Genomic DNA, 19,133 nt, shown 5'->3' with positions numbered 1-19,133 from the left:
CGCATCTCAGCCGACCCAGGGCTGGAAGTGAACGGAACCTTAGCCGATCCTTCATAAGCGTATTTGTGACTGAAAGACAGCTTCCCTGGGAGTGAGCCAGGGTCAAGGTCAATCCACTGCAAAAACTTTATCCAGTCGGCTCACGCCCAGGCCGTTGATCTTCTTCACCTTAATTTGCACCGGGATCCGCTCTTTCATCGCCTCAACGTGGCTGATGACGCCGATAGTTTTGCCGCTGGCGTTCAGCGTATCCAGCGCGTCGAGCGCGGTATCCAGCGTCTGCGCATCGAGGGTGCCAAAACCTTCATCCAGAAACAGGGAGTCAATGCGGGTTTTATGGCTCACCAAATCGGATAACGCGAGCGCCAGCGCCAGACTCACCAGGAAACTTTCTCCGCCGGAGAGCGTGCGTGTATCCCGCACCGCATCTGCCTGCCAGGTATCCACCACCTGCAGCTCGAGCGCTTCGTTGTCTTTGCGCTGAAGCAGGTAGCGCCCGTGCAGGCGGTTAAGCTGATTGTTTGCCAGCCAGACCAGATTATCCAGCGTCAGCCCCTGGGCGAATTTACGGAATTTATCCCCTTCTTTGGAGCCGATGAGCGAATTGAGGTAGCCCCAGTCTTCCGCCTGCGCCTCACACGCTTTGATCTCCTGCATCAGCGCCTGCTGGCGAACCCGATTTTCCTCGTCATGACGCAGTTGCTGGGTGATTTGCCCCTGGCGAGAGGCGTTTTCGCGCAGCTGGAGAGTAAGCGCTGCGATACGTTCATCCAGCATGCTGACTTCGGTCTCTTCGCTCAGGGTTTCTGGCCGCCCTGAGAGATGCTGAGCCAGCGCGCTTTCAGCCTGTTCCAGCAGCGTAGTCTGTTGCTGCTGTTGGCGTTCCAGCTGCTGCTTACGTTGCTCAAGCTCAAGTCGCCCGGCCTCTTCCAGCAGCGCGCTTCGGAAGTCGGCTTCGTCGCTGAACTGGCTGGCCGAGAGCGCATTGCTGAACTGCTCCTGTGCCGCCGTGGCTTCTCTTTCACTTTGCTTCAGCTGTTCTTGCAGGGACTGACGCTGTCCTTCGAGCAGGTTGCAGTCGTTATGCAGCGTCTGCCAGTTTTGCAGCGCAGCCTGGCGCTCGTTTGCCTCCAACGGCGGCGGCGTTGAGCCGTCGTCCATTAGATTGGAGAGCAGCATCTCAAGGCTGGAAAGCTGCTGGTGAAGCTGCGGCAGCTTGTCCTGCTGTTGCTGCCATTGCAGGGATTCTTTTTGACGAGCTTCGAGCCAGTTTTGCTCTTCTCCCGGCTCGGGGCGCACAAGACCGGCCTGCTCCAGCGCAGTCTGCAGAGACGAGCGCTGTACCATAAAGTCGGCACTCAGCTTTTCATGCTGCTGGCTGTCGCGTTGAAACTGCACCTCCAGCGCCTGACGCTCGCCTAGCTGGCGCAGCTGCTGTTCACGCTGTTCCTGCTCGTTAAGCCAGGCGGTGAGATCGTCCTGCGGCGTTAAAGCGATACCTGCTTCTGCACACTGCTGCTGCCAGCGGGCGGACAGAGAGGCTTCCTCTTCCTGCAGCGCGGTGCTTACCTGCACCAGTTTTTCGCGCTGTTGGCGTTGGGTATCAAGCTGACCTTTCAGGGCGAAGCCAAGCTCCGCGAGTTTGGCAACCTCTTGCTTAAGGGCGGCAAGACGCTGCTGGTTCTCGCCCGGCTCCAGCGTTTTATAGGCTTCTACGGCGGGATGTTGGGTTGAGCCGCAAAGCGGGCACGGGGAATCCGGTTGTAAAAGCGCACGCTCGGCTTCAAGGCTTTGAATGCGCCTTTCCTGCTCGACGACTTTTTCCAGATCGGCCTCATGCTGGCGTTTGTCTTTGTATTGCTGACGTTTTTGGCTGAGCTCAGCATCACGCCCGGCAATCAGTTTATCCAGCTCGGCAAGCTCCCGCTGCTGCTCGGCTTTACGTTTCTCCAGCGTGGCGAACTGTGGCTGCAGGGCGGCCAACTGCTGGCGAGCAGGCCGGGTTGCCAGCATTCGCTGTAAATGAGCGCTCACTTCATCAGGAGAAAGGCTAAGCGTCGGCTCCGGCAGCGCCTGCAGCTTTTGCTGACTGGCCTGCAGCGTCTGCTGGAGCTCAGCCAGCTGTCTTTCATCGCGCTGCTGCTGCGTAAACGCCATGCGCCAGCCCGTCAGCTCGGCGGCTAACAGGCGATAGCGGTCATTGGCGGTGAGCCATTCCTGTACCAGCTGTGCTTCTGACTGAAGCTTTTGAGCCTGCCCGGCGGCTAACAGGCGGGTTTGCTGACGACGAACGGTGAGCTGCTGTAAGCGGGTATTCACTTTCTCTGCGGCTTCGCCGTTTTGCCTTAACGTCTGCTGCTTTTCCTGCAACCGCTGCCAGTGAGGCCGCAGTTTTTCGGCAGGCAGAGCGCGGGTCAGCTTCGCCAGCATCGGCTCCGCGTCTTTAAGGGCCTGACTGGCACCGTTCAGCGCCTGCAGCTTCTGCTCTTTGTCGGCGGCGAGCCGGGCGCGCTGGCTGAGCCAGTGCTGATGTTGCTGTTGTTGCTGCTGTTCATCCGACAGCTTTTTTTCTTCAAAAGTAAGCGCCTGCAAACTCTGCGTAAGCTGCTGTTGCCGCTCCTCATTCAATAGCGCAACGCCTGAAGCCTGAGCCAGCAGGTTTTCAAGCCGGCTTTTGATTTGCTTATGATTTTCAAAGACTGCCGCAGATACGGTGCCGTAGATTTCGGTGCCGGTCAGCTCCTCAAGCAGCGAGGCGCGGTCGTTGGCGTCGGCGTTTAAAAAAGCGGCGAACTGCCCCTGGGAGAGCATCATCGAGCGGGTGAAGCGGTCGTAATCCAGCCCGGTAAGCGAGGCGACAATCTCAAGCTTGTCTTTAATTTTATCCGCGAGGATTTTGCCGTCGCTGATTTGGGCCAGCTCCACGCGCGGTGCCTGAAGGTTGCCGTTTGCCGCGTTACGGGCGCGGTTCTGGCTCCAGAAAGCCCGGTAGCCAACGCCTTTGACCTCGAACTCCACTTCGGCCAGGCACTCAGCGGTGTCCCTGGTCATCAGGTCGTTTTGCGACTGAGAAACGGTGCTGAGGCGCGGCGTTTTGTGGTACAGCGCCAGGCAAATTGCGTCGAGCAGGGTGGTTTTGCCCGCGCCCGTCGGGCCGGTGATAGCGAACAGCCCGTTGCTGGCGAAGGGCTCCTGGGTGAAATCAATTTTCCATTCGCCTTTCAGGGAGTTTATGTTTTTTAACCGCAGGCTTAAGATTTTCATGCCTGTTCCTCCTGCTGGTGCAAGTCTGAAAGGGTTTGTGCAAACAGCGTTCTTAACCGTGCGGCACGCTCGTCGCTGGTCTCTTCCTGGCTCAGCCGTCGCTCAAAAACTTCTTCAACGCTTAACTCGCTCAACGTTTCTTTATGCTGGCTGGCAATGACCCGCTCGCGCTGTTCGCGGCTGCGGCGCAGCAGGACGACTTCGACCGGCAGTTCGTCGGTAAGCGCCTGGACCTGGCGCTGCATATCGTGCAGATATTCATCGGTGGCGATTTCGATATCCAGCCAGACTTTCGGCTCAGCTGGCGCATTTCGCCACTGTTCAAGCTGTTGCTCAATTTCACCCAGCGAACCTTTGACGATGGCCAGCGGCTGGCTAATGGGTACCTCCAGAGGTTCGACGCTTGCCAGCGCCGCACCGCTAAACTCTACGAGAAACACACTTTTTGCTTTGCCGGTTTCGTCGAAACTCAGCGGAATAGGCGAACCGCTGTAGCGAATATGCTCGCTGCCGCCGATTTTCTGCGCGCGATGAATATGCCCGAGCGCGATGTAGTCGGCTGGCGGGAAGTGCTGCGCCGGGAACGCGTCCAACGTGCCGATATAAATGTCGCGAACCGCGTCAGATTTTGTTACGCCAACGGTAGTCAGGTGCCCGGTGGCGATAATCGGCAGCGGCCTGTCTCCGCGCAGGGCAACGGCGGCCTCATAGCAGTGCTGATAATGTTCGCTGATGGCTTCCATTAAAGAACGCTGTTTCTCATGGCCAGACAGCCCGGCCTGGCTGCTTTGAATGTCGCGGGGGCGCAGGAAAGGAATGGGGCAAAGGATAGCGCCTGGCGTGCCGTCTTTTTGATTAAGGACCAGTGCCTGCTCGTCTTTGTTGTGGCGTGCGCTGGCAATCACTCGGGTATTCAGACAGGCCAGCAGCTCGCGGGATTCGTTGAGCGTGGCAACGGAATCGTGGTTACCCGCCAGCACCACGAGCTGGCAGCCGGTGGCCTGCAGCTGCACCACAAAGCGGTTATACATTTCGCGGGCGTAGCTCGGCGGTGAGCCGGTATCAAAGATATCCCCCGCGACAATAATCGCCTCCGCCTGATGTTCGAGCGCGGCGTTTATCAACCAGTCGAGAAAGGCCTGGTGTTCAGAAGCCCGGCTTTTGGTATAGAAGTTTTGGCCGAGGTGCCAGTCTGAAGTGTGGAGAATGCGCATAACCTGTCCCATGGCAAAGAGGCGAATGACCGATTATAAGCTATTGAGTCAGAAGCGTAACCGTCAGCAAAAATCTGGGGCTGTCATAATTCAAAAAGGTGAAATATCTGGCCGTAATCTTTTTCATAAATCTGTCACAAATCTGACGCATACTGGCGCACAATTAATAAGAGATGGTCTCTTTTCAACAGGGTAAATCATGGCGAGACGCATTTTAGTCGTAGAAGATGAAGCTCCTATTCGTGAAATGGTGAGCTTTGTGCTCGAGCAAAATGGCTTCCAGTCGGTAGAGGCGGAAGATTATGACAGCGCGGTTAACCTGCTGATTGAACCTTTCCCCGATCTGATCCTGCTCGACTGGATGCTGCCAGGTGGTTCGGGGATCCAGTTCATCAAGCACCTGAAGCGTGAAGCATTGACCCGCGAGATCCCGGTGATGATGCTGACCGCCCGCGGCGAAGAAGAAGATCGCGTCCGCGGCCTTGAGGTCGGTGCCGACGACTACATCACTAAGCCTTTCTCCCCGAAAGAGCTGGTGGCACGTATCAAAGCCGTGATGCGCCGTATTTCACCGATGGCGGTGGAAGAGGTTATTGAGATGCAGGGCCTGAGCCTTGACCCTTCATCGCACCGCGTGATGACCGGTGAAGATCCGCTCGACATGGGGCCAACCGAATTTAAGCTGTTACACTTCTTTATGACCCACCCGGAGCGCGTTTACAGCCGTGAACAGCTGCTTAATAACGTGTGGGGGACTAACGTTTACGTTGAAGACCGTACCGTAGACGTGCATATTCGCCGTCTGCGTAAAGCTCTGGAAACAAGTGGTCATGACAAAATGGTGCAAACAGTTCGCGGCACGGGTTATCGCTTTTCAACCCGTTTTTAATATGCTGACAGGAGCGTGACGCGTGCTGGAACGGCTGTCATGGAAAAGGCTGGTACTGGAGCTGATGCTCTGTTGTTTACCGGCGGCGATTCTCGGATTGATTTTTGGCCATCTGCCGTGGTTCTTACTGGCGGCAGTGACCGCCCTGTTAAGCTGGCATTTCTGGAATTTACTTCGTCTCTCCTGGTGGCTGTGGGTTGACCGCAGCATGACCCCGCCGCCCGGGCGGGGAAGCTGGGAGCCTTTGCTTTACGGGCTGCACCAGATGCAGCTGCGTAATAAAAAGCGCCGTAAAGAGCTGGGCAACCTTATCAAGCGGTTCCGCAGCGGTGCGGAATCACTGCCAGATGCGGTGGTGCTGACCACCGAAGAAGGCACTATTTTTTGGTGTAACGGCCTGGCGCAGCAGCTGCTTGGCCTGCGCTGGCCCGACGACAGCGGCCAAAATATCCTCAACCTTCTGCGTTACCCTGAATTCACTCAATACGTAGCGAAGCAGCAGTTCGGCCGCCCGCTGACGCTGGTGCTGAACAACGGCCGTCATCTTGAGTTCCGCGTGATGCCTTATGCTGACGGGCAGTGGCTGATGGTGGCGCGTGACGTCACGCAGATGCACCAGCTTGAAGGCGCTCGCCGTAACTTCTTTGCCAACGTCAGCCACGAGCTGCGCACCCCGCTGACCGTGTTACAGGGTTATCTGGAGATGATGCAGGATCAGGCGCTGGAAGGGCCGCTCAAGGACAAAGCGTTGCATACCATGCGTGAGCAAACGTCGCGTATGGAAGGGCTGGTCAAACAGCTCCTCACCTTATCGAGGATTGAAGCTGCACCGGCGATTTCGATGAACGAAAAAATCGACGTGCCGCTGATGCTGCGCGTGGTGGAGCGCGAGGCGCAAACGCTGAGCCAGCAGAAGCAAACGCTCACTTTTAACGTCGAGCCTGGGCTTCAGGTTTACGGCAACGAGGAGCAGCTTCGCAGCGCTATCTCGAACCTGGTGTATAACGCCGTAAATCACACGCCGGCCGGGACCCATATTACGGTCACCTGGCGCAAGCTGCCTCACGGCGTGGCGTTTAGCGTCAGGGATACCGGGCCTGGAATTTCCGCCGAGCATCTTCCTCGCCTGACCGAGCGCTTTTACCGGGTCGATAAGGCGCGCTCTCGCCAGACGGGCGGCAGCGGGCTTGGGCTGGCTATCGTTAAGCATGCCCTTAGCCACCATGATGCGCGGCTGGAGATCGAAAGCCAGCCGGGGCAGGGATCGACGTTTTCGTTTATTCTGCCAGAACGCCTGATTGCTCATGATTCTGCGGCGGTTGCACATTAACTTGCCATAACCGTCACGTCCGCTTTCCACAGGCCAGTTTTCTGGCCTTTTTTGTGCGTATTTTCACCACTCGTTAAGTGATGAATATCGAATTGATGCTTTTTTGTCCGAATGATAAGCCATAACAAAAGCGTATAATCAACTTTATTCACTGGTTATGCGTATTTATAAAGGATATATTTCTGGTTTCCCGATCCCTTCTTGTCTTCAAACGCTATAAGCGTTTTAATTGCCCCCCTGTTATTACCAGACCGACTGAAATTGAGTGGTAATTCGACTAACTATTCTTCGCCACCGATCTGGAGAAGCATATTCCGCTGTCGTTACCGGTAATAGCCGCGTTTTTACCGAACGTTATCTGGACTGAACCTCGGTTTAAAAATTTGAGCATTTTCAACACCACACATCCACAGGCTGCTTTATTTTATGACCTATCATTTGAAATCTCGTGACATCATCGCTCTGGGCTTTATGACCTTTGCGCTGTTTGTGGGCGCGGGCAACATCATTTTCCCTCCTATGGTCGGCTTACAGGCTGGCGAGCACGTCTGGACGGCGGCGCTTGGCTTCCTGGTGACCGCAGTAGGTTTACCTGTTCTGACTATCGTGGCGATCGCACGCGTGGGCGGGGGTATTGATAGCCTCAGCTCGCCGATTGGCCGCCGTGCCGGCATTTTGCTGGCAACCGTCTGCTACCTGGCCGTAGGGCCGCTGTTTGCCACGCCGCGTACCACCACCGTTTCTTTTGAAGTGGGGATAGCTCCGCTGACAGGCATGGGCGATATGCCGCTGTTTATCTACAGCCTGGTGTACTTTGCGCTGGTGATCGGCATTTCTCTTTATCCCGGCAAGCTGCTGGATACCGTGGGCCACGTGTTGGCGCCGGTGAAAATCATCGCGCTGCTGATCCTGGCGGCCGGTGCAGTATTGTGGCCAGCCGGCGGCCTGAGTACGGCGACTGAAGCCTACCAGAACGCGGCGTTTTCTAACGGCTTTGTGAACGGCTACCTGACGATGGATACCCTGGCTTCGCTGGTGTTCGGGATTGTTATCGTTAATGCCGCCCGCTCCCGTGGCGTGACCGAATCTCGCCTGCTGACCCGCTACACCATCTGGGCTGGACTGATTGCCGGTATCGGCCTGACGGTTATCTACCTGGCGCTGTTCCACCTGGGGTCCGATAGCGCGAACCTGGTCGATCAGAAAGCCAACGGTGCGGCTATTCTGCACGCCTATGTCGCTCATACCTTTGGCGGGGCAGGAAGCTTCTTCCTCGCGGCGCTGATTTTCCTGGCCTGCCTGGTCACTGCCGTTGGCCTGACCTGTGCCTGCGCGGAGTTCTTTAGCCAGTATCTGCCGCTCTCTTATCGCTCGCTGGTGTTTATCCTCGGTCTGTTCTCGATGATTGTGTCCAACCTGGGCCTGAGCCATCTGATTCAGATCTCTATCCCGGTGCTGACGGCAATCTATCCGCCATGTATCGCGCTGGTGGTGCTGAGCTTTACTCGTCCGTGGTGGAACAATTCCACCCGCGTTATTGCGCCGGCGATGCTGATAAGCCTGCTGTTTGGTATTATTGACGGCGTCAAAGCTTCGGCCATCAGCGACGTGCTGCCTGGCTGGGCGGCGAAACTGCCGCTGGCGGATCAGGGACTTGCCTGGCTGCTGCCGACCGTCGCGATGGTGGTTATCACCGCTATCTGGGACAAAGCAGCAGGGCGCCAGGTGACCTCCGCCGCCCACTAAGTTTTTGATTGCTATGTAACCACGGAGTCGTCCTCCGTGGTTTTTTTATTGTAAAGCGTGGTACTGGATTAATGGAAAACACCAACAAGCTCAAGCGCGGTTTGAGCACCCGGCACATTCGATTTATGGCGCTGGGGTCGGCGATTGGAACAGGGCTGTTTTACGGTTCGGCGGACGCCATCAAAATGGCGGGGCCGAGCGTGCTGCTGGCGTATATTATCGGCGGCGTGGCGGCCTACATCATCATGCGCGCGCTGGGCGAAATGTCGGTGCACAACCCTGCGGCCAGCTCGTTTTCACGTTATGCTCAGGACTACCTGGGGCCACTGGCAGGTTATATCACCGGCTGGACCTACTGCTTTGAAATATTGATTGTTGCCATTGCCGACGTGACCGCCTTTGGGATCTATATGGGCATCTGGTTCCCGGCGGTGCCGCACTGGGTCTGGGTGCTGAGCGTGGTGCTAATTATCAGCGCCATCAACCTGATGAGCGTGAAGGTATTCGGCGAGCTGGAGTTCTGGTTCTCGTTCTTCAAGGTTGCCACCATCATCATCATGATTATTGCCGGGATCGGCATTATCGTGTGGGGGATTGGCAACGGCGGCCAGGCGACCGGCATCCATAACCTGTGGAGCAATGGCGGCTTCTTCAGCAACGGCTGGCTCGGGATGATAATGTCGCTGCAGATGGTGATGTTTGCCTACGGCGGGATTGAGATTATCGGCATCACGGCAGGCGAAGCGAAAGATCCGCAGAAGTCTATTCCGCGCGCCATCAACTCCGTTCCGCTGCGTATTCTGGTGTTTTATGTGGGCACGCTGTTCGTCATCATGTCCATCTATCCGTGGAACCAGGTGGGCACCGAAGGCAGCCCGTTTGTGATGACCTTCCAGCATATGGGCATTACCGCCGCGGCCGGTATTCTGAATTTTGTGGTTATCACCGCTTCTCTTTCGGCGATTAACAGCGATGTGTTTGGCGTGGGCCGTATGCTGCACGGCATGGCCGAGCAGGGCAGCGCGCCTAAAGTGTTCGCCAAAACCTCTCGCAACGGTATTCCGTGGGTCACCGTCGTGGTGATGGCCTGTGCGCTGCTGCTGGCGGTTTACCTGAACTACATCATGCCGGATAACGTCTTCCTGGTGATTGCTTCCCTGGCGACCTTTGCCACCGTGTGGGTGTGGATAATGATCCTGCTGTCGCAGATTGCCTTCCGCCGCCGCCTGTCGCCGGAAGAGGCGAAAGCGCTGAAGTTCCCTATTCCCGGCGGCGTTGCAACCACGGTTGTTGGCCTGGTGTTCCTGGTGTTTATCATCGCGCTGATTGGCTACCATCCGGAAACCCGTATTTCGCTGTACGTGGGCTGCGGCTGGATTGTGCTGCTGCTTATCGGCTGGCTTGTTAAGCGCCGGGTGAACGCGCAGTAATCGATTTTTGCCTCTCCTCTGAAAGTGATAGAGGATAAATAGCATTCTCCTCCCTCGTTTTTCTCCCTCGCCCTTTTGGGAGAGGGGCGGGGTGAGGGGACAAATTATCCTCGCCTCCGCCCCTCCCATCCTCCCCAAAATTAACCCTCAATGATGAGTGATAAAGCCTTATGCTGTGGCAAGGTGGCGTCATTTTTAAGCGATGGGAAAGTTACTATGTTGAATGCCTGGCACCTTCCGGTGGCGCCGTTTCTTCAGAAGCGTGAGCAAAGCCTGACCATAACGTTGTGGCTGGCGGGAGATGACCTGCCGGAAAAAGTGGTTCTGCGCGGCGAAAAAGATAACGAAGAGATTTCCCTGGCCATGACGCGTCAGAAACACGCTCCCCTGGAGGGCGTTGTCGCCTGGAAGGTGACTCTTGATACCTCCGAAGGGCAGCCGCGCCGCCGCTACAGTTTTAAACTGCTCTGGCAGGACCGACAGCGCTGGTATACGCCCCAGGGCCTGCGGAAAACGCCGCCGGCTCGCCTGGAACAGTTTGCTTTTGATACGCCTGATACCGGCCCTGACTGGGTGCAGGATCAGGTGTTTTATCAGATCTTCCCGGATCGTTTTGCACGAGGATCAAATCGCCAGCCGGCTCAGAACAACGTTTATTTTCATCATGCGGCAGGGCAGGACATCGTTCGGCGTGAATGGGACCAGCCGTTAACCGGGGAAGCGGGAGGATCGACCTTTTACGGGGGCGATCTCGACGGTATCAGCGAGAAGCTGCCGTACCTGAAAAAGCTTGGCGTGACGGCGCTTTATCTGAATCCTATTTTTACCGCGCCCAGCGTGCATAAGTACGACACTCAGGATTACCGGCAGGTGGACGAGCAGTTTGGCGGTAACGCCGCTTTCCTGCGGCTGCGGGAAAATACGCGCAGGCAGGGGATGAAGCTGATGCTGGACGGCGTCTTTAACCACAGCGGCGATACGCATGCCTGGTTTGACAGGCATCAGAGTAGCGACCGCGGCGCCTGCCACAATCCGCAGTCACCGTGGCGCGACTGGTACAGCTTCTCCGACGAGGGGTTTGCGCTGGACTGGCTGGGCTATTCAAGCCTGCCGAAGCTGGACTATCGCTCGGCTACGCTGGTGGATGAAATCTATCGCGGCGAGCAAAGTATTGTGCGGCACTGGCTGCGGGAGCCGTGGGGCATTGACGGCTGGCGTCTGGACGTTGTGCATATGCTGGGCGAAGCGGGCGGGGCGAAAAACAACCTGCAGCACGTCGGCGGCATTACCCAGGCGGCAAAAGAAACAAAAGCGAATGCTTACGTCCTGGGTGAACACTTCGGCGACGCCCGCCAGTGGCTGCAGGCTGATACCGAAGACGCCGCCATGAACTATCGCGGTTTTACTTTCCCGCTGTGGGGATTTTTGGCGAATACCGATATCTCTTACGAGCCGCAGAGCATTGACGCGCAGGCCTGCATGGCGTGGATGGAAGAGTACCGTTCGGGGCTTTCCCATCAGCAGCAACTGCGGATGTTTAACCAGCTCGACAGTCATGATACGGCGCGCTTTAAATCCATCCTCGGCAAAGACGTTGCCCGCTTACCGCTGGCCGTTATCTGGCTGTACGCCTGGCCCGGCGTGCCCTGTATTTACTACGGTGATGAGGTGGGACTCGATGGTAACAACGATCCTTTCTGCCGCAAGCCATTCCCGTGGAATCAGCGGGATCAGGATGTAGACCTGCTGGCGCTCTATCAGCGTTTAGGCAAACTGCGTAAGCAAAGCCGGGCGTTACGGCAGGGCGGCTGCCGGGTTGTCTATGCCGAAGGCGATGCGGTGGTGTTTGCTCGCGTCTACCAGAATGAACGCGTATTGGTGGCGATTAACCGCGGCGAGGCGATTACCGTGACTCTGCCGTGGGATGCGCTGCTCAGCGGCAGGGCCTGGACGCAGTTCGAAGGCGAAGCCGGGCTTGATAACCGCGAATTGACGTTGCCGGCGGTTTCTGCCTCCGTGTGGCGGAGCCTGTAGGCAGACAAAAACAAAAAAGGCCGCATTCGCGGCCTTTCTTCGAACTTGCTTAGCGATTACAGCTTAGCAACGTTCTCGCTCAGGTACTTGGCCACGCCGTCCGGAGACGCGTTCATGCCTTCTTTCCCTTTTTCCCACTGAGCCGGGCACACTTCGCCGTGCTCTTCGTGGAACTGCAGCGCGTCAACCATACGCAGCATTTCGTCGATGTTACGGCCCAGCGGCAGGTCGTTAACCACCTGGTGGCGAACGATACCGGCTTTGTCGATCAGGAAGGAGCCGCGCAGTGCAACGCCAGCTTCCGGATGTTCAATACCGTAGGCTTTCTGAATTTCACGTTTGATGTCAGCCACCATCGCGTATTTCACTTCACCGATGCCGCCTTTATCAACCGGGGTTTTACGCCATGCGTTGTGTACGAACTCGGAGTCAAAAGATACACCAACGACTTCTACGCCGCGCTTCTGGAATTCTTCGTAACGCTTGTCGAACGCGATCAGTTCAGACGGGCACACGAAGGTGAAGTCCATCGGCCAGAAGAAGACCACGGTAGCTTTACCGTTGGTGTGTTTTTTGAAGTTGAAGTTTTCAACGATTTCGCCATTGCCCAGGACGGCAGCAGCGGTAAAGTCAGGGGCTGGACGAGTAACCAGGACCATATGTACTCCTGTTAATTTTGTTAAAGTGAATGTTAACGCAACGGGGGGAGTATAGGGGCTCCATTCCATGTAGCTCAATGGCATCTTGCCAATCAATCAGATAGGTTTTGGCTATCAAAAAGACGCTTATGTTGATGCCGGTAACCAAGATAGCCCTTTTTCCGAAAAGGGCAAGTTGTTGTAACGTGAACCGAGAACGATCACAAACTTTTTTGTTCCGCCATCGCCATCATGCGCGGATAGAACTGCCAGAACAGTTCCTCCAGTTGGTCATAATGGGCATCGAGATCGTGCCAGGAGTCTCGCAATGCGTCGAGCTTTGGTCTACGGCTTGCCATCCCGTTGAGAACATTAGCAATAAAGCTCATTTCCCGGTAACGCTCCAGCCAGCGTTCACGCCATAAATAGTTATTGAGGTTAATGAAACGCGGCGGCGTGTCGGCAAGCCAGGGCTCAATTTGCCCGCGAGCATAGGCGACAAAATCCTCAAGCTCGATATCCGGGCAGACCTTATCCCAGTGGCGTGACAGGAAGTGGTCCCACATAACGTCCAGCGAAATAGGCGAAACGCGCCGCGTTTTGGGGCCGAACCAGCCTCGGGCCAGGGCGACCTCCGGCAGACCGTCCGTGAGGGCGTCCACCCGGCGATGCATATAAATGCCGGCCACGACCTCGGGCGAAAAGCTGTCGTCCGGGCTGCCGCGCACGAAATCCGCCAGCAAATTTCCCAGCAGGGAACTTTGGGCCAGATGGGCAAGATGCAGGTGGGCGAGAAAATTCATCGAATAGTTATTCCATTTATGGCTTTAAAACGGCCTGAGCGGGGTAAACGTGTTGCAGGGAAAGCCCCCTGCCACTAGACTAAGCCGCCTGTTTTTAAGTCTGAGTGCTATACCATGCGCGTTGCTGATTTTTCCTTTGAACTGCCTGAATCCCTGATTGCTCATTATCCGCAAGCCGAGCGCAGCAGCTGTCGTTTGCTGTCTCTGGACGGGCCGACGGGCGCGCTGACGCATGGCACTTTCACCGATTTACTCGACAAGCTCAACCCCGGTGACCTGCTGGTGTTCAATAACACCCGCGTTATCCCGGCCCGCCTGTTTGGCCGTAAAGCCAGCGGCGGTAAGATTGAAGTGCTGGTCGAGCGCATGCTGGATGATAAACGCATTCTGGCACATATTCGCGCTTCTAAAGCGCCAAAACCCGGCGCTGAACTGCTGCTGGGCGATGATGAAAGCGTACACGCCACCATGGTTGCGCGCCACGATGCGCTGTTTGAAGTCGAGTTTAACGACGAGCGTGCGGTGCTGGATATTCTGAATAGTATCGGCCATATGCCGCTGCCGCCGTATATCGACCGCCCTGATGAAGAGGCAGACCGCGAGCTTTATCAAACGGTTTATAGCCAGAAGCCGGGTGCCGTTGCTGCGCCGACGGCGGGCCTGCACTTTGACGAGCCGCTGCTGGAAAAACTGCGTAATAAAGGCATAGATATGGCGTTCGTCACGCTGCACGTTGGCGCGGGGACGTTCCAGCCGGTGCGCGTGGACAGCATTGAAGACCATATTATGCACTCTGAGTATGCCGAAGTGCCTCAGGATGTTGTGGACGCGGTGCTGGCCTGCAAAGCACGCGGTAACCGCGTTATTGCCGTAGGGACGACGTCGGTACGTTCTCTGGAAAGCGCCGCTCAGGCGTCTAAAAACGATCCGATCGAGCCGTTCTTCGGCGATACCCAAATCTTTATCTATCCGGGCTATCAGTACAAAGTTGTCGACGCGCTGGTGACGAATTTCCACCTGCCAGAGTCTACGCTGATTATGCTGGTCTCCGCGTTTGCCGGATACAAAAACACAATGCACGCCTACCACGAGGCGGTGAAGGCAGAATACCGCTTCTTTAGCTACGGCGATGCGATGTTTATTACCTGCAATCCGCTGGCGATTAACGAACGCCCTGGGGCGTGATTGCCCCTCACCCTAACCCTCTCCCCAGGGGGGAGAGGGGACTATACAGGTCTTATTTTTTCCCCCTCTCCCTTCCAGGGGGAGGGCCGGGGTGAGGGTAACCCACCCCAGCTTATTCCGCCGTGAGCCCCGCCCGCGGCGTTAATTTATTCACCAGACTGTTTCTCTGGTGCTGGAGGAAATGTGAAATTTGAATTAGATACCACAGACGGCCGCGCACGCCGCGGTCGCCTGGTTTTTGAGCGTGGCACCGTCGAAACCCCGGCCTTCATGCCGGTGGGTACTTACGGCACCGTAAAAGGGATGACGCCGGAAGAAGTTGAAGCCACGGGCGCGCAGATTATCCTGGGCAACACCTTCCATTTATGGCTGCGTCCAGGCCAGGAAATCATGAAGCTGCACGGCGACCTGCATGATTTTATGCAGTGGAAAGGCCCAATCCTGACGGACTCCGGTGGTTTCCAGGTGTTCAGCCTGGGCGACATCCGTAAGATAACCGAGGCGGGCGTTCACTTCCGTAACCCGATCAACGGCGATCCGATTTTCCTCGATCCTGAAAAATCCATGGAAATTCAGTACGATCTCGGATCTGATATCGTGATGATCTTCGACGAATGTACGCCTTACCCGGCGGACTGGGATTACGCGAAGCGCTCCATGGAGATGTCCCTGCGCTGGGCCCAGCGTAGCCGCGATCGCTTTGATTCTCTTGAGAATAAAAATGCGCTGTTCGGCATTATTCAGGGCAGCGTTTACGAAGATTTACGAGATATCTCGGTAAAAGGTCTGGTAGAGATTGGCTTTGATGGCTACGCTGTCGGCGGCCTGGCGGTAGGAGAGCCGAAGGAAGACATGCACCGTATTCTGGAGCACGTCTGCCCGCAAATTCCTGCCGACAAACCACGTTACCTGATGGGCGTAGGTAAACCGGAAGACCTGGTTGAAGGGGTACGCCGCGGTATCGATATGTTCGACTGCGTCATGCCAACTCGTAATGCGCGTAACGGTCACCTGTTTGTTACCGATGGCGTGGTGAAAATCCGCAATGCTAAGCATAAAGATGACACCGCACCGCTGGATGCAGAGTGTGATTGCTATACGTGTCGCAATTATTCACGTGCTTACTTGCATCATCTTGACCGTTGCAACGAAATACTGGGCGCGCGTCTCAATACCATTCATAACCTGCGCTATTACCAGCGTTTAATGGCTGGTTTACGCAAGGCCATTGAAGAGGGTAAATTAGAGCACTTCGTGACGGATTTTTACGAGCGGACAGGTAAGCCGGTTCCACCTTTGAACGTTGATTAATTAAATAATGAGGGAATTTTAATGAGCTTTTTCATTTCTGATGCTGTCGCTTCTGCGGGTGCTGCTCCAGGACAGAGTCAATGGACTTTGATTCCAATGTTGGTGGTCTTCGGCCTGATTTTCTATTTTATGATCCTGCGTCCGCAGCAAAAGCGTACCAAAGAGCATAAAAAACTGATGGACTCTATCGCTAAAGGCGATGAAGTGCTGACCAACGGTGGCCTGGTTGGCCGCGTGACCAAAGTAGCTGAAACAGGCTATGTTGTTATCGCGCTGAACGACACTACCGAAGTGGTTATTAAGCGTGATTTCGTAGCTGCCGTTCTGCCGAAAGGCACCATGAAGGCGCTGTAATTTTCGTTTTCCCTAAGGGAACTAAATGTGTTAAACCGTTATCCTTTGTGGAAGTACATCATGCTGATCGTCGTGCTTGCGATTGGTCTGCTGTATGCGCTTCCCAACCTGTATGGTGAGGATCCGGCCGTTCAATTAACTGGCGTGCGCGGTGCCGCCGCCAGTGAACAAACGCTGATCCAGGTCGAAAACACCTTAAAACAAGAAAAAATTACCGCTAAGTCTGTGGCGCTGGAAGAGGGCGCTATTCTCGCTCGCTTCGACTCTACTGATACCCAGCTCCGCGCGCGTGAAGCGCTGATGAGCGTGCTGGGCGACAACTATGTCGTGGCGCTTAACCTTGCTCCCGCTACCCCACGCTGGATGTCGACTATCGGCGCAAATCCGATGAAACTCGGCCTTGACCTGCGCGGTGGCGTTCACTTCCTGATGGAAGTGGATATGGACACAGCGCTTGGCAAACTCCAGGAACAAAATATCGATGGCCTGCGCAGCGATCTGCGTGATAAGGGCATTGCCTACACTAACGTGCGCAAAGCGGACAATTACGGCGTAGACATTGTCTTCCGTGACGCTGGCTCGCGCGACTCAGCAAGAGATTATCTCTCTACTCGTCACCGTGACCTGGTGTTCTCGAACCAGGGAAGCAACACGCTGCGTGCCGTGATGAGCGATGCTCGCCTGAGCGAAGCGCGTGAATATGCGGTACAGCAGAACATCAATATCCTGCGTAACCGTGTTAACCAGCTTGGCGTAGCCGAACCGCTGGTTCAGCGTCAGGGTGCTGACCGTATCGTGGTTGAGCTGCCTGGTATTCAGGACACCGCTCGCGCAAAAGAAATCCTGGGTGCGACCGCTACGCTGGAATTCCGTCTGGTTAACACCAATGTGGATGCAAGTGCTGCAGCCTCTGGCCGCGTGCCGGGTGACTCCGAAGTGAAGCCGACTCGCGAAGGCCAGCCGGTTGTGCTGTACAAGCGCGTGATTCTGACCGGTGACCACATCACTGACTCCACCTCCAGCATGGATGAATACAACCAGCCACAGGTAAACATTTCCCTGGACAGCGCTGGCGGTAACATCATGTCTAACTTCACCAAAGACAACATCGGCAAGCCGATGGCGACCCTCTTTGTGGAGTACAAGGACAGCGGTAAGAAAGACGCCAATGGCCGTTCTGTACTGATGAAAGAAGAAGAAGTTATCAACGTGGCGAACATTCAGTCTCGCCTGGGTAACAGCTTCCGCATCACCGGTATCAGCAACCCGAATGAAGCTCGTCAGCTGTCTCTGCTGCTGCGTGCCGGGGCGCTGATCGCGCCAATTCAGATTGTTGAAGAGCGTACTATCGGTCCAACGCTGGGTCTGGAAAACATCAAGCAAGGCCTGGAAGCGTGTCTGGCAGGTCTGGTGGTGTCTATCATCTTCATGCTGTTCTTCTATAAGAAGTTTGGCCTGATCGCGACCACGGCGCTGCTGGCTAACCTGGTGCTGATTGTCGGGATTATGTCTCTGTTGCCGGGCGCAACGTTGACCATGCCGGGTATCGCGGGGATCGTCTTAACCCTTGCGGTTGCGGTGGACGCCAACGTCCTGATCAACGAGCGTATCAAAGAAGAGATCAGCAACGGGCGTACGGTCCAGCAGGCGATTGATGAAGGCTACAAAGGCGCGTTCAGCTCCATTTTCGACGCCAACATCACCACGCTTATCAAAGTTATCATCCTGTATGCCGTAGGCACCGGGGCAATCAAAGGCTTTGCTATCACCACCGGTATTGGTGTCGCAACCTCGATGTTTACCGCAATTGTCGGGACTCGTGCCATTGTGAACCTGTTGTACGGCGGCAAACGCATCAACAAGCTGTCTATCTGAGGAGTGCGTTGTGGCACAGGAATATACTGTTGAACAATTGAACCACGGCCGTAAAGTCCACGACTTTATGCGCTGGGATTACTGGGCCTTTAGCATCTCCGGTATCCTGCTGATCCTTTCCGTCGTGATTATCGGCGTGAAAGGCTTCAACTGGGGTCTGGATTTTACGGGCGGAACGGTAATCGAAATCGGGCTGGAAAAACCGGCCGATCTTGATGTGATGCGTGCTTCCCTGCAGAAAGCGGGCTTTGAAGAGCCGCTGGTGCAGAACTTTGGCAGCAGTCGCGACATCATGGTGCGCATGCCGCCTGCCAAAGGTGAAACCGGCGGCCAGGTGCTGGGCAGCAAGGTTGTGAGCGTGATTAACGAAGCAACCAACCAGAATGCCGCGGTGAAACGTATTGAGTTTGTTGGCCCGAGCGTCGGTGCCGATTTGGCTCAAAACGGTGCGATGGCGCTGCTGGTAGCGCTGATTTCCATCCTGGTTTACGTCGGCTTCCGCTTTGAGTGGCGCCTGGCAGCCGGTGTGGTTATCTCGCTTGTGCACGACGTGATTATCACGATGGGCGTGCTGTCGCTGTTCCACATCGAGATTGACCTGACTATCGTTGCGTCACTGATGTCGGTTATCGGTTACTCGCTGAACGACAGCATCGTGGTCTCGGACCGTATTCGTGAAAACTTCCGCAAAATTCGTCGCGGGACGCCTTACGAAATCTTTAACGTCTCCCTGACCCAGACGCTGCACCGTACCTTGATCACTTCAGGCACCACCTTAGTGGTTATCCTGATGCTGTATCTGTTCGGTGGGGCGCTGCTGAAAGGCTTCTCCCTGACGATGCTTATCGGCGTGAGCGTCGGTACGGCTTCTTCTATCTACGTCGCCTCTGCGCTGGCGTTGAAGCTGGGCATGAAGCGCGAGCACATGCTGCAGCAGAAGGTAGAGAAAGAAGGGGCGGATCAGCCGTCCATTCTGCCGTAATAGCGTTTAGAGTCTGATAAAACCGCAGCCTTCGTGCTGCGGTTTTTTTTCGTCCGGTGTTTTTCTCCTGACAGTATG

At 55.8% G+C, this 19,133-nt stretch carries 14 protein-coding genes; 10 read left to right on the top strand and 4 right to left on the bottom strand.

The window, feature by feature from the left end:
* Nucleotides 1-108: 108 nt before the first annotated feature.
* Both sbcC and sbcD read right to left on the bottom strand, forming a co-directional pair.
* Nucleotides 109-3,264, bottom strand: coding sequence for an exonuclease subunit SbcC (gene sbcC, locus HX778_RS09595; RefSeq protein WP_176981854.1), 3,156 nt, complete (start codon nt 3,262-3,264; stop codon nt 109-111).
* The gene (sbcD, locus tag HX778_RS09590; protein WP_176981853.1) at nt 3,261-4,478 is read right to left on the bottom strand and encodes an exonuclease subunit SbcD; all 1,218 of its coding nucleotides are present in this window, start codon (nt 4,476-4,478) and stop codon (nt 3,261-3,263) included. The genes sbcC and sbcD overlap by 4 nt, the downstream gene beginning before the upstream one ends.
* A gap of 199 nt (nt 4,479-4,677) precedes the next feature.
* Here sbcD and phoB point away from each other — a divergent pair, with 199 nt between their 5' ends.
* The 5 genes from phoB to malZ all read left to right on the top strand — a co-directional run bounded on the left by phoB (nt 4,678) and on the right by malZ (nt 11,907).
* Nucleotides 4,678-5,367: a phosphate response regulator transcription factor PhoB gene (gene phoB, locus HX778_RS09580; protein WP_008454506.1), complete on the top strand. Its 690-nt coding sequence runs from the start codon at nt 4,678-4,680 to the stop codon at nt 5,365-5,367.
* A gap of 22 nt (nt 5,368-5,389) precedes the next feature.
* Entirely contained in the window at nt 5,390-6,697 is a 1,308-nt protein-coding gene (phoR, locus tag HX778_RS09575; protein ID WP_176981851.1) for a phosphate regulon sensor histidine kinase PhoR, read from the top strand.
* Nucleotides 6,698-7,123: 426 nt separating this feature from the next.
* A complete protein-coding gene (gene brnQ / locus HX778_RS09570) occupies nt 7,124-8,443 on the top strand; it encodes a branched-chain amino acid transporter carrier protein BrnQ (RefSeq protein ID WP_176981850.1) in 1,320 nt (439 codons plus the stop codon).
* Nucleotides 8,444-8,514: 71 nt separating this feature from the next.
* Nucleotides 8,515-9,873 (top strand): proline-specific permease ProY, encoded by a 1,359-nt coding sequence (proY, locus tag HX778_RS09565; protein ID WP_038475136.1) that lies wholly within the window; start codon nt 8,515-8,517, stop codon nt 9,871-9,873.
* A gap of 216 nt (nt 9,874-10,089) precedes the next feature.
* Entirely contained in the window at nt 10,090-11,907 is a 1,818-nt protein-coding gene (gene malZ / locus HX778_RS09560; protein ID WP_176981849.1) for a maltodextrin glucosidase, read from the top strand.
* 56 nt (nt 11,908-11,963) lie between these two features.
* Here malZ and HX778_RS09555 read toward each other — a convergent pair whose 3' ends face one another.
* Both HX778_RS09555 and acpH read right to left on the bottom strand, forming a co-directional pair.
* Complete coding sequence (locus HX778_RS09555; protein ID WP_016535150.1) at nt 11,964-12,566, bottom strand: peroxiredoxin C; 603 nt, start codon at nt 12,564-12,566, stop codon at nt 11,964-11,966.
* Between the two features lie 200 nt (nt 12,567-12,766).
* Nucleotides 12,767-13,348: an ACP phosphodiesterase gene (acpH, locus tag HX778_RS09550; RefSeq protein ID WP_038475132.1), complete on the bottom strand. Its 582-nt coding sequence runs from the start codon at nt 13,346-13,348 to the stop codon at nt 12,767-12,769.
* A 114-nt stretch (nt 13,349-13,462) separates the two neighbouring features.
* Here acpH and queA point away from each other — a divergent pair, with 114 nt between their 5' ends.
* From queA to secF, 5 genes are all read left to right on the top strand, one after another.
* Nucleotides 13,463-14,533 (top strand): tRNA preQ1(34) S-adenosylmethionine ribosyltransferase-isomerase QueA, encoded by a 1,071-nt coding sequence (gene queA, locus HX778_RS09545; RefSeq protein WP_176981848.1) that lies wholly within the window; start codon nt 13,463-13,465, stop codon nt 14,531-14,533.
* A gap of 183 nt (nt 14,534-14,716) precedes the next feature.
* Nucleotides 14,717-15,844, top strand: coding sequence for a tRNA guanosine(34) transglycosylase Tgt (tgt, locus tag HX778_RS09540; RefSeq protein ID WP_038475127.1), 1,128 nt, complete (start codon nt 14,717-14,719; stop codon nt 15,842-15,844).
* Nucleotides 15,845-15,865: 21 nt separating this feature from the next.
* Entirely contained in the window at nt 15,866-16,198 is a 333-nt protein-coding gene (gene yajC, locus HX778_RS09535) for a preprotein translocase subunit YajC (protein WP_038475125.1), read from the top strand.
* 27 nt (nt 16,199-16,225) lie between these two features.
* Nucleotides 16,226-18,073, top strand: coding sequence for a protein translocase subunit SecD (secD, locus tag HX778_RS09530; RefSeq protein ID WP_071842940.1), 1,848 nt, complete (start codon nt 16,226-16,228; stop codon nt 18,071-18,073).
* Between the two features lie 10 nt (nt 18,074-18,083).
* Nucleotides 18,084-19,055, top strand: a complete 972-nt coding sequence (gene secF / locus HX778_RS09525) for a protein translocase subunit SecF (protein WP_176981847.1) — start codon at nt 18,084-18,086, stop codon at nt 19,053-19,055.
* Nucleotides 19,056-19,133 lie beyond the last annotated feature (78 nt).

The organism is Cedecea sp. P7760 (genome assembly GCF_013386425.1).
GTDB lineage: Bacteria > Pseudomonadota > Gammaproteobacteria > Enterobacterales > Enterobacteriaceae > Cedecea > Cedecea selenatireducens.
Note: the sequence above shows the minus strand (reverse complement) of the source record. Positions and strands in the feature narration are given on the sequence as shown.

What these genes read in the sequence shown, in the direction of transcription:
- sbcC (WP_176981854.1), bottom strand. Translation starts at nt 3,264, where the DNA reads ATGAAAATCTTAAGCCTGCGGTTAAAAAACATAAACTCCCTGAAAGGC.
- sbcD (WP_176981853.1), bottom strand. Translation starts at nt 4,478, where the DNA reads ATGCGCATTCTCCACACTTCAGACTGGCACCTCGGCCAAAACTTCTAT.
- phoB (WP_008454506.1), top strand. Translation starts at nt 4,678, where the DNA reads ATGGCGAGACGCATTTTAGTCGTAGAAGATGAAGCTCCTATTCGTGAA.
- brnQ (WP_176981850.1), top strand. Translation starts at nt 7,124, where the DNA reads ATGACCTATCATTTGAAATCTCGTGACATCATCGCTCTGGGCTTTATG.
- proY (WP_038475136.1), top strand. Translation starts at nt 8,515, where the DNA reads ATGGAAAACACCAACAAGCTCAAGCGCGGTTTGAGCACCCGGCACATT.
- malZ (WP_176981849.1), top strand. Translation starts at nt 10,090, where the DNA reads ATGTTGAATGCCTGGCACCTTCCGGTGGCGCCGTTTCTTCAGAAGCGT.
- HX778_RS09555 (WP_016535150.1), bottom strand. Translation starts at nt 12,566, where the DNA reads ATGGTCCTGGTTACTCGTCCAGCCCCTGACTTTACCGCTGCTGCCGTC.
- acpH (WP_038475132.1), bottom strand. Translation starts at nt 13,348, where the DNA reads ATGAATTTTCTCGCCCACCTGCATCTTGCCCATCTGGCCCAAAGTTCC.
- queA (WP_176981848.1), top strand. Translation starts at nt 13,463, where the DNA reads ATGCGCGTTGCTGATTTTTCCTTTGAACTGCCTGAATCCCTGATTGCT.
- yajC (WP_038475125.1), top strand. Translation starts at nt 15,866, where the DNA reads ATGAGCTTTTTCATTTCTGATGCTGTCGCTTCTGCGGGTGCTGCTCCA.